The sequence below is a fragment of the Virgibacillus alimentarius genome (assembly GCF_000709085.1).
In the GTDB taxonomy this organism is placed as follows: Bacteria; Bacillota; Bacilli; order Bacillales; family Amphibacillaceae; genus Virgibacillus_B; species Virgibacillus_B alimentarius.
This window is the reverse complement of record NZ_JFBD01000008.1, coordinates 1-14,720: the sequence shown is the minus strand read 5'-3', so window position 1 is coordinate 14,720 and position 14,720 is coordinate 1. Positions and strand designations below refer to the sequence as shown.

The window sequence follows — 14,720 nt, the reverse complement described above, 5'->3', positions numbered from 1 at the left end:
GATGGATCAAGAAAATGTGTATGATGTTACGATTATCGGTGGCGGACCAACTGGTTTATTCTCCGCTTTTTACGGAGGATTAAGACAGATGAAGGTAAAAATAATAGAAAGCATGCCACAACTCGGGGGGCAGCTGGCTGCTTTATATCCAGAAAAATATATATATGATATTCCAGGATTTCCAAAAGTTACTGGAAAAGAATTAGTAGATAGTTTAAAAGAACAGACAGCTCAATTTAATCCGACAATAGTTCTCGAACAATCTGTATTAAACATTGAAAAAAACGAAGGCGTTTTCACATTGACATCCAATACTGGCGAAAAACATTATTCGAAAACAATTTTAATTACTGCAGGAGTAGGTGCTTTTGAACCAAGAAAACTAAAACTGGATAATGAAAGTAAATTTGAAAAAGATTGCTTGCATTATTTTGTGGATGATATGAACAAATTCGCTGGAAAGAAGGTTACGGTCTTTGGTGGGGGAGACTCTGCTCTTGATTGGGCTTTAATGCTTGAGCCGATTGCTGAGAAAGTTACCTTGGTGCATCGACGAGATAAATTCCGAGCACATGAACATAGTGTTGAATTATTGAAAAAGTCTTGTGTAGAAATTATGACCCCTTTTGTTCCTGATGAACTAATTGGAGAAGATTCGATAGAACAAGTAGTATTAAAGGAATCAAAAGGTGATAAAAAAGTTTCATTAAACACAGATATAGTGTTGGTTAATTACGGTTTTATATCTTCTCTTGGCCCAATTAAGGACTGGGGCTTAGAGCTTGAGAAAAACTCAATTGTCGTAGACTCTAGAATGGAAACAAATATTGAAGGAATTTATGCTGCAGGTGACATAAATACGTACGAAGGTAAAGTGAAACTAATAGCGACTGGTTTTGGTGAAGCACCAACTGCAATCAGTAATGCTAAAGCAAGCATCGATCCAAAAGGAAGAATTCAGCCGTTGCATAGTACTAGTATTATGGATAAAAGATTAAAAGAACAGGAAGAAAAAGAAAAGGAAACAGTTCGTGGCTAAAACGAATTTAATAGATACGTATAATAATCCTATAAAACAACGGATAATTTTGTAAGCTTAAATGTAAAAAGGAGTAGATGTGTTATGTTCACAATAGTCAATAGAGAAACTTGTATTTCATGTGGTGCATGCGGTGCTTCGGCTCCAGATATCTTTGAATACTGTGATGAAGGTCTTTCATTTGTTACTTTGGATGATAATGAAGGTACGGCTGAAGTTCCTGAAGAGTTTGAAGATGACGTGGAAGATGCATGTGATGGATGTCCTACTGATTCTATAAAAATATCAGATTCACCATTTGATGGGGATCCGGAAAAATTTGAATAAAATCATTATGTAATAGAAGGTGTTACAAAATTTGTTTTTGTCCTACCTTCTATTGTTTTTTTGTTGTTAGGAATTTATATAATTTTCAAAAAATACCTGACCTCCATATAACAAAATGATATTATTCGTATGAACTTCGTTATAATCGCTCAATTTTTTTGAAAGCGTTTTCCTTGTTAATCTGTTATGAAAATAGATTTAAACGATACGCTCACGCCTTGATATAAACATAAAATTTGTAATATTTTGTTATTTTATATAGGTAAATATACTTAGGAAATAAAAAGTACTTTAAATAAAGGGGTAAACATCATGAATGGTGTTGACGGTTAACATTTTACAGTTAACAAAATTTTAAAGGGGGTATTTCATGGAAATAAAAAAGGTAGCCATGAATAAAAATGACCTTGATAGAATGGAGAAAATGGCCGGGCATGAACAAGTAATGTTTTGTAATGATCCTTCTGTTGGCTTAAAGGCAATTATAGCGATCCATGATACAACGTTAGGACCAGCCCTGGGAGGAACTAGAATGTATCCATATGCTACTGTCGATAAGGCTCTGGAAGATGTTCTACGTTTATCAGAAGGCATGACATATAAATGTGCAGCAGCGGATATAGATTTCGGAGGCGGGAAGGCAGTTATCATCGGAAATCCAAAAACAGATAAGACTGCCGCATTACTTCGTTCATTTGGACAGTATGTAGATTCATTCAATGGCAGATTTTATACTGGTACTGATATGGGGACAACAATGAATGACTTTATACAAGTATCAAAAGAAACAAACTTTGTTACTGGAATACCAGAGGTCTATGGTGGTGGGGGCGACTCGTCTATCCCCACCTCCCAAGGTGTGATTTATAGTTTGCAAGCGACTAGTCAATATCTATCTGAAAGTAGAGAATTGGGAGGGAAGACATATGCCATTCAGGGGTTAGGAAAAGTAGGTTTTAAAGTTGCTAGTTATTTATTAGAGATAGGGGCAAATGTGTTTGTTACAGATGTTCATGAAGATGTATTGGAAAAAATAAAAAGAAAAGCTAATAATCTAAAAGGATCGGTAACAGTAGTAAATAGTGATGATATTTACGGGGTTGATGCTGATATATTTATACCTTGTGCAATGGGGGGTGTGATCAATGATCATACCATTGAACAGTTACGTGTTAAGTCTATCGTAGGTTCGGCAAACAATCAATTGCGCAGCACTAAACATGCTAAAGATTTACATAACAAAGGAATCCTTTACGCACCAGATTACATTGTTAATTCGGCTGGTCTTATTCAAGTTGCTGATGAGCTATATGAACCAAATAAGGATCGTGTGTTATTAAAAACGAAGGAAATTTACCAGTCTCTCCTTGAAATCTATCAACAAGCTGCTGTAGAAGGGATGAATACTCTAGAAGCAGCAAACCATAAATGTAGACAAAAAATAGAAGAGCAACAACATCGAAATCATTTTTTTTCACGGGGAAGAAGACCTAAATGGAATATACGAGAATAATTAATTAGGCTCTTAAATAATAAATGAAGATTTCCTAATATTTTAAAGAATAGTAAAAATTTAGGACTTGTGCAGATGGGAAATACTAGGTATAATGATGTAAATATTTTAAAAATTTAAATAGGAGGGAATATTCATGAAAAAATGGTTGCAATTTATTCTTATCGCTTTAATCAGTATCATCACATTAGCGGCCTGTAGCTCAAATGAAAGTTCGAAGGAAGCAGAAGCTGATGATGGAGACGATAAAAGCTCATCAGCTGATGGAGAAACATATAAAGTAGGTGCTACTCAAATTGTGGAGCACCCATCGCTTGATGAAGCTTATAAAGGGTTTCAGGACGCATTGAAAGATGCGGACCTGGATGTCGAATATGATTTTCAAAGTGCTCAAGGGGATCAAAATAATGTAAGTACCATTGCCAAAAACTTTGTCGCTGATGATGTTGATTTAATATTTGGTAACTCAACTCCTAGTGCACTAGGCGCCTTACAAGCAACAAGTGATATCCCAATTGTATTTACATCTGTAACAGATGCGGTAGAAGCAGGTTTAGTAGATTCGATGGATGAAGCAGGTGAAAATATTACAGGAGTTCTTGATCTTCATCCCGATTCAATAGAAAAGACAGTTGAATTTATAGATAAATATTTTGAAGGGGCTAATGTAGGATTAATTTATAATGCAGGAGAACAAAACTCGGTAACACAAATTGAAGCGGTAGAAAAGGCAGTGGAAGGAACTAGCTTAAGCACCTCTGAAAGAACTGTAGCAAACTCTTCTGAAGTACAACAAGCTGCTACAACATTAGTGGGTAAAGCTGATGTGTTTTACATCGTAACAGATAACACAGTAGTATCTGCTTTGGACAGTGTTGTTGGTGTAGCGAAGGAACAGGGAATACCTTTAATGGTTGGGGAGCCGGATTCACTGGCCAGAGGTGGATTTGCAACGTACGGAATTGACTATCATTCGATTGGTTATCGGTCAGGAGAGATGGCTGCGGAAATTTTAGCAGGCGAGAAAACAACGAAAGATTTCCCAGTTGAGCATCCTGAGGATATTCAATTATTTATTAATAAACAAGCTGCTGAAGAACAAGGAATTGATTGGAATGATGAATGGGATGAACTTGCTGAATTTGTAGAGCCAGAAGAATAATAGATGGTTTTACAGTTTATTCGATTCATTTAAATAGGCAAGCAAAAAAGCTATGTATATGTAAATGCTAAGGCGTGCTTAAAAAAACGAATGTGCACGTCTTAGCTTCCCCACCATGAAAAGGAGGAAATTATGTTAATTTCACTATTTGGTGCATTTGAATCAGGTATTATATATGCAATTATGGCATTAGGTGTTTATTTAACTTTTCGTGTGTTGGATTTTCCTGACTTGACGGTTGATGGGAGTTTTGTAACAGGCGCAGCTGTAGCTTCTATAGCAATAATAAGTGGCATACCACCTATAATCGCAACCTTAATGGCAGCTGTTGCAGGTTTCTTTGCGGGTTGTGTTACTGGTTTATTGCATACGAAAGGTAAAATTAATTCATTATTATCGGGTATTCTTATGATGATTGCTCTTTATTCTATTAATTTAAGGATCATGGGACAGCCTACATTACCTTTGTTAAATGAAACAACTATTTTTAAACAATTAGAGTCGATCTGGGCAAGCACGGGAATTAATTCTTTTTTTAATAGTATATTAGGTTCATTAGGAATGGACAACACGCCAGCAACATGGTCTATTCTAATTGTAATGATCATAGTAACAATTGCCATCAAATTACTTACTGATTATTATTTGAAAACGGAAGTTGGACTCGCACTAAGAGCAACTGGGGATAACCAAAAAATGATCCGTAGTTTTTCTGCCAATACGGATACATTGATTATTGTTGGTGTAGGTTTCTCAAATGCACTTGTAGCATTTTCAGGAGCTTTAATTGCCCAACACGGGGGCTTTGCTGATGTCGGTATGGGAATTGGGTTAATTATTATTGGTCTGGCATCTGTAATAATTGGAGAAGCTTTATTTGGAACAAAAACAATTGCGAGAACAACACTCGCAGTAATCGGTGGAGCTATTGTTTACCGAATCGTAGTAACATTGGCCCTTCAAGCAGAATTCCTAGAAACAGGGGATATGAAACTAATCACAGCTTTATTGGTTATTGCAGCTTTAGTAGCACCAAAAGCCATTCGTACTCGAAGGGAGAAAAAACGCCGTTTACAAAAACGTACCGAGCTTAGTCGCTATAAAGTGGAGGAGGCGTCGTAATATGCTTCAATTACAAGATATTGCTATTACTTTTAATGAAGGAACTCCAGACGAAAAAAAAGCTTTACAGTCTATCAAACTGGAATTGAAAAAAGGGGATTTTGTAACGATCATTGGAAGTAACGGTGCAGGAAAGTCCACCTTAATGAATGTAATTTCAGGTAATCTAACACCAGATGTAGGTGAAATATCCATAAATAATAAGCAGGTTACACATTTACCTGAGTATAAGCGATCGGCTTTTATTGGACGTGTATTTCAGGATCCTATGGCTGGAACAGCACCATCCATGACGATTGAGGAAAATTTAGCAATGGCTTATGCGCGTAATAAAAAAAGGAAATTGCGACGAGGTGTAACTGCAAAACGAAAGGTATTGTTTAGAGAATATTTAGAGACTCTGAATTTAGGGTTGGAAGATCGCTTGACAGCAAAGGTAGGATTGCTTTCAGGCGGAGAACGCCAGGCACTCTCCTTGTTAATGGCTACTTTCACCGATCCGGATATCTTATTGTTGGATGAACATACTGCAGCACTCGATCCCTCACGAGCAGAACTGATTACTCAATTGACATATGATATAGTTGAAAAATTTGATTTAACTACACTAATGGTTACACATAATATGCAACAAGCATTGGACTTAGGAAATAGGTTGTTTATGATGGATAAAGGGCAAGTTATTTTTGATGTAGAAGGTCAAGAAAAACAAGCACTAACGATTGAAAAATTATTGCATGAATTCCAGAGAATACGTGGTGAGCAGTTTGAAAGTGATAAGGCAGTATTAGGGTAATGATAACGGATAAAGGTACGGGGCTAATCTCCTGTACCTTTTTTGTTTGGGAATGCTTTGCAAATAAAATTGATGGGTTTTAAGGCTGATTTCGTACAACTTTAATATAATACAAAAAACACCATTCCCTATTTGGAAATGGTGGTGATTCAACATTTAACTTGTATATCTTGATCTTTGTCGACTTCGCAGGTCTTTATCATTCATCAAAGAATGAGTAGCTAAACAAGCGATAAATGCAATCATTGCACCAGCAGCAACATCTGTTGGATAATGGACGCCTACAAAAATTCGTGAAATGGCTATAAGGATAGCGAGTATGATTAATCCCGATCCAAGCCTCTTATCTTTTGTAAAAAAGGCAAATGCAATTGCAAATGCGCCTGTAGCATGGTTACTAGGGAAAGACGGGCTATCTGCAGCTTTATCAATGAGCATGGTAATGGGTCCTTCTATTTCCGTAAAAGGACGTGGTCTGAAATAGAATATATTGATAAGATAATTGGCTCCTATGGCCAAAATAGCAGTAAAAATCGCAAATAGAACGATTTTTTTGTTTATCCGTTTATCGCCTTTTCTAAAGAACCAGATCCAAACTAAAATGAGTAGTATAATATACGGACTAAAATCAGTAAGTAAAATAAAAAAATGATCAAGCAATGTATTCTTATTTGCTAAATTGTTTATTAATTGGAATAAATATACGTCAATATTCATGTTGGTTACTCCATTCTAATCTAGTAGTAAACAGTAAAAATAATAATACTACCTTTGATTACTTTGCATTAAATTAACCATCATATTAACATATATTATCCATTATGCTAAGTAGTTTCCAACTAAAATAAGTGAATCACACTTTGTCACGTTTAATCTAAAAAAGCACTGCGGGGTGAAGTGCGCGATCATAAAAGCTATTCTATCCAATCATTTTATTGATTGTTTTTACTAAAAGCGCTTGAAATTTCTGTTTATCCTCATCCGTAAATGGCTTTGGCCCTTTCGTTCTTTGTCCGCTTCTTCTTGCTTTCGCATTCACATGACGTGAGGCTAGCAGCTGGTCAATATTCGTATCCGTATATGCAAAACCTCTAGGATGAAGGACGATGCAATCTCTGCCTAAACCAAGTGAGGCCAGACCATAGTCCTGTGTAATTAAAATATCACCATGATTTGCTAATTCCATGATTCGATAATCTGCTGCATCTGCTCCAGAGTCAACATAAACAGTTTGTACGCCTACTGTCTCTTCTTGATGTGAAAAATGGTCAAAGCTTTTAACAAGCACTACTGGAATGTTAGCATTTTTTGCAATGGAAATAACAATATCATTTACTGGACTTGCATCTGCATCAACATAAATTTTCTTCAAGCACGTCACTCCCTAAGTGTTTGATCAGTACACTACTTTCTTAAATTATCATGATGAAAAGAAAGTGGTGATGGATGCTATATTATCCTTTATTTGCCTTTTCTAACATTCGATTGATTTGATCTGCCGACTCGGAAATGGTTGTTGCTGCCTGGACAATATCATTTGTTACCTGATCTAATCCTTCTAAATCGCTTTGTATACTTTGATTTGTCAGTTTGGTGTCTTTCATCCGATTATCGATTCTCTCAAAGGCAATTTCGGTATTTTTCATTTGTTCGCGTACCGCTAGTAAATGCTCGCTTGCTTCCTCCATTGATGAGGCACTTACACCAACCTGACTATTGGTCTTATTTACCAATTGTGTAACATTCATGACTGATTTACCTGTTTGTTCAGCTAATTTACGCACCTCGTCTGCAACTACCGCGAATCCGCGCCCATGTTCTCCTGCATGAGCAGCTTCAATGGAGGCATTTAAGGCTAATAAATTGGTTTGATCTGCTATTGACTTAACAATTTCAATGATTGATTTTATCTGGTTTGAAGTTGTTTCTAGACTTGAGATTTCCTCATTGACTTTGATCACACTGGATTCCATGCCCTCTAAAGAGTTATCCATTACATTTAGTCGGCTTTTTCCTTGTTCAGCCGCATCTTTTGCTTCTTCCGCTATTTCGGTACCTGCTTTCGAGTTAGTCGTAATCATATTGATTTGTGCTGTTATTTCTTCGATAGAAGCGGTAGTCTCTTCTGCTAAAGAGGCCAGCTCCGTTGATGTCTGCTCTAATGACTGAACAATATCTGTTTTAAATTTTGATTCCTGATCTTTTATCTCCATTATTTCATCATCATAAGCCTCCAATACTACCTGTTGCTCTAAATTAAGGAGTTTATTTATCGTATGAACACCCAGTAGCAAATCCTCTTCTGATTTAAAGTGTTTGTACAACAATTCGGTTACACTGTGAAAAATTTTTTGGAAGGAGGCAATATACCATTTTTGTGTTAACCCAATTTTAACATGAATAATAGCAATTTTTTTTCGTTTTGTAATAAAATCATCCGTTATAACTCCTGAAAACATTTCAACAATATGTCTTCTTAATGATTTTTTTAATTGTTCAATAGAACTATATTGGTTAATAATATCGATTAGTGGTGCGTGTTTTTCTAGATTTTCATAAAAACAATCAACAATAGGAAAAATGTTTTTTTCAATATAAGGCAGTAGTACTTGGGCCACAGCTAAATCTGCTATTGTCAAATCAAGCATGTTTAATTGGTCCTCTAAATCAGACCCAGGTGATACTTGTAATATTGGTTTCATTTGTTTACTTACATTTAGTAAAGAATCCGCCGTTTGGGGTATATTCTTTTTAAATAAGGATAATTTCATAATAATTGTATCTCCTAACTTTATTAATTTGACACTATTAATATCGGAAAATTAGCCCTAAAATCAAGTGATCTTTTGTAAATGATTCTATTCATGGTATAATCAATAGGTCAAAAAAAGGAGAAACACACCATGTATCCTTGGGATTAATTAATATTTCAGACAAGCAAATAAAAGGGAAATGACTCAGATCCTTTGCAAAAAAATAGGGGGATTATATAAATGAAAAGTTTTTCCATTAATCATTCTAGAACGGTGCAAACAAGGTTGATTCTACCTCCTGATACGAATCATTTAGATACAATATTTGGAGGGAAGGTCCTTGCATATATTGATGAAATTGCTGCACTTTCAGCAATGAAGCATGCGAATAGTACAGTCGTAACAGCTTCCATTGATTCGGTTGATTTTGTTTCTTCCGCTACGGCAGGTGATGCATTAACGTTAGAAGCATGTGTTACATATACAGGTACAAGCTCTATGGAAGTATATGTGAAAGTTACAGCTCATGACCTTATAAAAGATGAAGTAAGATTAACAACTGAATCGTTTTTGACACTGGTTGCTGTAAATGAACAAGGTAAGCCTATTTCCGTACCAAAAGTTTTTCCTGAAACGGAAGAGGAGAAGCACTTATATGAAACAGCACCTAAGAGAAGAGAAAATAGAAAGAAGAGATCTCTAATAAGATGAGTAGTACACTAATAAAGCTGCGGTTTATGATTCCGCAGCTTTATTTTATTAAATCTTGATGAACCTGTAATCCAGTCTGATCTATGACTAATGCATCGACTTCGTAATCTGAAAGTTTTTCTTTCATAAATGATGCAATCTTTGTCCCTTGTCCTCTAGGTACAAAAGAGATCATCGTAGGTCCAGCCCCACTAATAACTGTTCCATATGCTCCTTGACTTTTAGCCTCCTGCTTGATCATTTGATAGTTTGGAATCAGTTCTGCCCTATATGGTTCATGAAATACATCTTGTTCCATCATTTTTCCTGCTAAGTTATAGTCTCCGGATATAAGAGAGGCGATCATAAGGTTGCTAATTCCACTAGCAGCAGTAGCATCGTCTCTGGAAAAAGAATTTGGAAGTACACTCCGAGCAGCTTCCGTAGAAAGTTCGATATTTGGAATATACACCACAGTATCCAAATCAAGGTTTGGTAATTGAAAATAATGAATGGACTGATGACTCATTACAGCCGAAATAACCATACCTCCAAATATAACAGGTGCTACATTATCGGGGTGTCCTTCGATCTCTGTAGCGAGTTTTAGCTTATCTTCAAGCGTTAAAGAAAGACTGCAAAGTTGATTTGCGAGTTCAATACCTGCAAGAACTGCAGATGCACTACTTCCGAGCCCGCGTGCTAATGGGATATCACTATAAATAACTAATTTACACGCTCGAAGCATTTTCCCGTACTTTTCTGCAATTTGCTTGGCCACTTTATAAATAAAATGATCGGTGTATGTAGCAACGGAAGGTAAAAGAGGAGAGTGATTTTCAATCTCCCATTTTTCCTGCTCGATTACTTGTACATTTAAATATTTGTTTAACGCCATGCCAGCCGAATCAAATCCAGGTCCAATGTTTGCAGTGCTGGCTGGAACAGCTATCGTGAATTTATTCATGACTTCACCATATTTGTTATATATTCCGTAACCTTTTCTTCGTCATTTGGAAGTGTGATTGGGTCAACGTTTATTTGATCCATTGCTGTTTGAGGATCTTTTAACCCATTCCCCGTTAATACAGCGGCAACTGTACTTCCGGGTGTTATTTTTCCATCCTTACATTGTTGAATAACGCCCGCGATAGATGCACAAGAACCCGGCTCAGCAAAGATTCCTTCTTTGCTTGGAAGAAGCTTAAAGGCGTTCGTGATTTCTTCATCAGTTACTGCATTAATGATACCACCTGATTCTTCCTTTGCTTTGACTGCAAGGTCCCAACTCGCAGGGTTTCCAATCCGGATTGCTGTAGCAACTGTTTCTGGCTGGCTGATCACTTTGTTTTTGACAATAGCGGCAGCTCCCTCTGCTTCAAAACCAAACATTTTTGGAAGACCTGTCTGTTTTGCTTCGTGATACTCCTTAAAACCTTTCCAATAGGCGCTAATATTTCCAGCATTACCTACTGGGATAGCAAGATAATCAGGTGCTTTTCCCAGATAATCACAAATTTCAAAAGCGGCTGTTTTTTGTCCTTCCAGACGATATGGATTCACTGAATTCACAAGTGTGACAGGTGCTGTTTCACTTATATGCCGTACCATTTTCAGAGCGTCGTCGAAGTTGCCATCAATTTCAACGATTTCTGCCCCGTACATGACTGCTTGAGCTAACTTTCCGAGAGCGACTTTCCCTTTTGGAATGACAATAATTGCGCGCATACCTGCTTTAGCTGCGTAGGCGGCTGCAGCAGCAGATGTATTACCAGTGGATGCACAAATAACAGATTTGCTTCCTTTTTCAGCTGCCTTGGCAACAGCCATAACCATACCGCGGTCTTTAAAAGAACCGGTTGGATTTGCACCTTCCACCTTTCCATATAATTCGATCCCTAATTGTTCAGATAGGTGAGGAAAGTAAATGAAAGGTGTATTCCCTTCGTTAAGTGTAAGAGCAGGAGTTTCCTCTGTTACAGGTAAAAATGATTTATAGTGTTGAATTAATCCAGACCAATTCATTTATTCGACATCTCCTTCAATTCGGAAATAGCTTTTTACTTCCTCGACAACTTCTACGTTCTGCAGGTCTTCTAATACTTTCTTAAATTTATCCAATGATGTCTCGTGTGTAACGACAATTACCTCAGCTAATTCATTACGGTTTTCCGGTTTAATAGGAGCTTGTAGTATACGTTCGAAGCTGATATTTAATTGGTTAAATAGAGAAGATATTGTTGTGAAAGCCCCGACTTCATCTTTTACATGCAATCTGAAATAAAACTGACCATAGCGGTTTTCTGGTTTTTTTAATACTTTTTCAAACCGCGGCTTAGTAAAACGATGTCCATTTACACCTAATAATTTATTTTTAATAACAGAAACGACATCCGACATAACGGCAGTAGCAGTTGGTAAACTTCCTGCTCCTGGGCCATAAAACATTGTTTCTCCAACGGCTTCTCCATTGACATATACAGCATTATACTCATTCTTCACATTTGCGAGCGGATGATCGCTCTTAAGAAATACAGGTTGTACGCTCACCTCTACCTGGTTATTGTCAAAGTTTGCAATACCGATCAATTTCATCGTGAAGCCTAACTTCTTTCCGTATTGGAAATCAGTTAATTCCAGATCGGAAATTCCGCTTACTTCAACATCGTTCAAATCTACCGGTGTTGAAAAAGCAAGACGTGCTAAAATTGCCATTTTTCTAGCGGCGTCTAGCCCCTCAACATCTGCTGTAGGATCTGCCTCTGCAAAACCAAGTTCCTGTGCTTCTTTTAGTGCATCATCATAAGGAACACCTTCGTCATCCATTTTTGTTAGTATATAATTAGTAGTTCCATTAACAATTCCCATTACTTTTTGTATTTTATCAGCAACAAGGCCATCAGATAGGCCGCGTAATATTGGAATTCCACCAGCAACACTGGCTTCATAAAGTAAGTCACATTTATTCTCACTTGCTGCCTGATGGAGTTCAGCCCCGTGTAAAGCGATTAGGTCCTTATTTGCTGTTACAACATTTTTTTTTGGCAGCGAAAGCTTTTAATATATGATTTCGTGCTTCTTCTATACCACCCATAACTTCGATGACAACATCAATTTCAGGGTTATTTAATACATCTTCAGGATTTGTGGTGAGATATTCAGGATTGATATTAACATCACGTGTTTTGTCTAAATTACGAACCAATACACCTTTTACATTAACGCCACACCCTAATTCATGAACGAGTTCCTCTTGGTGATTTTCAATCAGGTTAATCACTCCGGAACCAACTGTACCTAAACCTAATAAACCGACAGATATATTACTATTACTACTCATATTCCCACCTCATTTTATAACAGAACTTTTTCCTTAATATAGACATTATAACCATGTCTAATGATTGATAGCAATATATTTATTTGAATAATAGTTAAAATCAGTCTAGTTGTATACCTATTTTTAAAAGTTATCCGAATAGTTTAATAAATTTGACGACCTCTTTTATATTGTGTAGAATATATTTCTTGAACCAACATATTTTAAATGTTAGGCAAACAGATTCAACCAATGCATCACTTTAGGAAATGAAGCCTTATTATGAACTAGTGTTACACACTAATAAAAATATTTCGCCTTTCTGCAAGAAAAGGTTTAAATGTTCACGATTGGGGTAATGGTTCGAAAAGATGGGGGAAGTTAGTTGATTCAAATAATCATTAACCTATACTAAGGGGGAGAGTGAGTTTGAAGAAACTGCAAGGGTATGATGCAAAGTTAATTAAAGAAATACTAAAAGATGAGGATTCGGTTATTGAAATCGATGACAAGAAATATGTTGTGTCACTCATTGAAAAACCAAAGATACCAATAAGTGATGAGTCTGAAAATAAGCCAAGGAAAAAAGTGCAGCAAATGAAGTTAGATATATTAAACGGAAAAGAGTTTGCTATCGATGATGTGGTAGAAATGATGGATCAAGGAAAGTTATAAAAACACGTGAGATAATTTCTCACGTGTTTTTATAACTTTCCTTGTGAACGAATGACCAATTTATTTCTCGAAAGGTGCAAATTCATGGACCCAGACTTCCATTTTAGGCACCCATTTCATACCGGGATGGAGAGATAATATAGCTTGTTTATATTCATCTAAATTATCATAGCCTTCCTGTTTGGCATCGTCCTCTGTTACTTCACCAAGCTTTTGCGTATAAACTTGTTCCACTCTGTATTTATGGTTATTCAACTCCATGATTTCGCCAACATCAGCGTACCTGCCATTTCTTCGAGTAGCAGTCTTTTTGCCGTTGATTACTTTTTCGATATCTTTAGGTTTGGTTATAAGCCTTTCGATGGTACAAGTTTTTGGAGGTAATGTTTGATTATTGTTTTTTGAAGTCAAAAGAACCCCACCTTTACATGATTAGTTTATTTTATATTAAGTATATTATACATGGTTAATAAATGCAGTAAATAAAATTTGTATGTTTTTGACCAAAATCTTTGTCGCTAGCACTATTGACTTTATATAGTTAGTCTCTATTGATTATTCTTTCACTTCATCATATTCGCTCATCATAGAAGTTAGCTTTCCTGAAACGAAAAGGAGAATGATCCCAAGTGAAATGGCTAATCCGCCAATGGCAATAAATATTTCCATATAACCTAGAGAGGCAGTCAAGGCCGCCAATTGCCCTGCTATAAGATTGGCAACTCCAATTGCAGACATCCATACGCCCATAAGTAGAGAGGCAATTTTAAGTGGTGCTACCTTACTGACCAGTGATAATCCTACTGGGGATAAACATAGTTCACCTAAGGTGTGGAACAAATAAGTAAATATAATAAAGGCAATATGTGCTTTCGCGATAATATTTTCTTCATTGCTGCCTGTGTGTAAAACTGCAGGTATGAGAATCATAAATCCCAATCCGAGCAGGATCATACCTAAGCCCATTTTCGTTGTAGTTTTTAAATCACCGTTTTTTGTTTTAGAAAGTTTTATCCATAGTGCTGATATGATTGGTGCAAGGATAATAATGAATAATGGATTTAGTGATTGGAACCAAGAAACAGGTACGAGGTATCCAAATACTTCTCGATCCACAAAGTTTTTAGTGTATAACGTAAATGAACTTCCTGCTTGTTCAAATCCGGCCCAGAAAAAAACAACAAAGCATGCAAGGATCATAATTGCCAATGTTCTTTTTTTCTCTTTTTTTGTAAGGGTTTGCTTTTGGTCTGCCTTCCTCTTGGCTTCTTTATCCTCTGCTCGGGCTGGTTTCAAGCCGATGTTACCTAAATATCTATTACTT

The 14,720-nt window shown here is 36.5% G+C and carries 15 protein-coding genes and 1 pseudogene; 8 read left to right on the top strand and 8 right to left on the bottom strand.

Annotated elements, in window-relative coordinates; translation table 11 throughout:
* Position 1: 1 nt before the first annotated feature.
* From GZ63_RS0101435 to GZ63_RS0101410, 6 genes are all read left to right on the top strand, one after another.
* Positions 2–1,039, top strand: coding sequence for an NAD(P)/FAD-dependent oxidoreductase (locus tag GZ63_RS0101435; protein WP_051681349.1), 1,038 nt, complete (start codon positions 2–4; stop codon positions 1,037–1,039).
* An 84-nt stretch (positions 1,040–1,123) separates the two neighbouring features.
* On the top strand, positions 1,124–1,366 hold the full coding sequence (locus GZ63_RS0101430; RefSeq protein WP_029266141.1) for a ferredoxin: 243 nt from the start codon (positions 1,124–1,126) through the stop codon (positions 1,364–1,366).
* Positions 1,367–1,736: 370 nt separating this feature from the next.
* Complete coding sequence (locus GZ63_RS0101425) at positions 1,737–2,879, top strand: Leu/Phe/Val dehydrogenase (protein ID WP_029266139.1); 1,143 nt, start codon at positions 1,737–1,739, stop codon at positions 2,877–2,879.
* 136 nt (positions 2,880–3,015) lie between these two features.
* Positions 3,016–4,041 carry an ABC transporter substrate-binding protein gene (locus GZ63_RS0101420; protein ID WP_029266137.1) on the top strand — a complete coding sequence of 342 codons (1,026 nt, stop codon included), beginning with the start codon at positions 3,016–3,018 and terminating at the stop codon, positions 4,039–4,041.
* Positions 4,042–4,173: 132 nt separating this feature from the next.
* Complete coding sequence (locus GZ63_RS0101415; RefSeq protein ID WP_029266135.1) at positions 4,174–5,163, top strand: ABC transporter permease; 990 nt, start codon at positions 4,174–4,176, stop codon at positions 5,161–5,163.
* 1 nt (position 5,164) lies between these two features.
* Complete coding sequence (locus GZ63_RS0101410; protein WP_029266133.1) at positions 5,165–5,959, top strand: ABC transporter ATP-binding protein; 795 nt, start codon at positions 5,165–5,167, stop codon at positions 5,957–5,959.
* A 156-nt stretch (positions 5,960–6,115) separates the two neighbouring features.
* Here the strand turns inward: GZ63_RS0101410 and GZ63_RS0101405 are convergent, their stop codons facing one another.
* From GZ63_RS0101405 to GZ63_RS0101395, 3 genes are all read right to left on the bottom strand, one after another.
* Positions 6,116–6,676, bottom strand: coding sequence for a phosphatase PAP2 family protein (locus tag GZ63_RS0101405; RefSeq protein ID WP_051681348.1), 561 nt, complete (start codon positions 6,674–6,676; stop codon positions 6,116–6,118).
* A gap of 202 nt (positions 6,677–6,878) precedes the next feature.
* The gene (locus GZ63_RS0101400) at positions 6,879–7,331 is read right to left on the bottom strand and encodes a YaiI/YqxD family protein (RefSeq protein ID WP_029266129.1); all 453 of its coding nucleotides are present in this window, start codon (positions 7,329–7,331) and stop codon (positions 6,879–6,881) included.
* A gap of 82 nt (positions 7,332–7,413) precedes the next feature.
* Entirely contained in the window at positions 7,414–8,730 is a 1,317-nt protein-coding gene (locus GZ63_RS0101395) for a globin-coupled sensor protein (RefSeq protein WP_029266127.1), read from the bottom strand.
* Positions 8,731–8,952: 222 nt separating this feature from the next.
* On the opposite strand from GZ63_RS0101395, the gene GZ63_RS0101390 reads away from it, so the two are divergent.
* Entirely contained in the window at positions 8,953–9,423 is a 471-nt protein-coding gene (locus tag GZ63_RS0101390) for an acyl-CoA thioesterase (RefSeq protein ID WP_029266125.1), read from the top strand.
* Positions 9,424–9,463: 40 nt separating this feature from the next.
* On the opposite strand, the gene thrB is transcribed toward GZ63_RS0101390, so the two are convergent.
* From thrB to GZ63_RS16275, 3 genes and pseudogenes are all read right to left on the bottom strand, one after another.
* Positions 9,464–10,369 (bottom strand): homoserine kinase, encoded by a 906-nt coding sequence (thrB, locus tag GZ63_RS0101385; RefSeq protein WP_029266123.1) that lies wholly within the window; start codon positions 10,367–10,369, stop codon positions 9,464–9,466.
* Positions 10,366–11,427 (bottom strand): threonine synthase, encoded by a 1,062-nt coding sequence (gene thrC / locus GZ63_RS0101380; protein WP_029266121.1) that lies wholly within the window; start codon positions 11,425–11,427, stop codon positions 10,366–10,368. The genes thrB and thrC overlap by 4 nt, the downstream gene beginning before the upstream one ends.
* Positions 11,428–12,742, bottom strand: a pseudogene (locus GZ63_RS16275) (homoserine dehydrogenase).
* Positions 12,743–13,150: 408 nt separating this feature from the next.
* Between GZ63_RS16275 and GZ63_RS0101370 the strand changes: the two are divergent.
* Complete coding sequence (locus GZ63_RS0101370; RefSeq protein ID WP_029266119.1) at positions 13,151–13,396, top strand: hypothetical protein; 246 nt, start codon at positions 13,151–13,153, stop codon at positions 13,394–13,396.
* A gap of 60 nt (positions 13,397–13,456) precedes the next feature.
* On the opposite strand, the gene GZ63_RS0101365 is transcribed toward GZ63_RS0101370, so the two are convergent.
* A complete protein-coding gene (locus GZ63_RS0101365) occupies positions 13,457–13,807 on the bottom strand; it encodes an ASCH domain-containing protein (RefSeq protein WP_029266117.1) in 351 nt (116 codons plus the stop codon).
* Between the two features lie 144 nt (positions 13,808–13,951).
* Positions 13,952–14,720 (bottom strand): oligopeptide:H+ symporter (locus GZ63_RS0101360; RefSeq protein ID WP_029266115.1); only part of this gene is annotated, 769 nt, incomplete at its 5' end.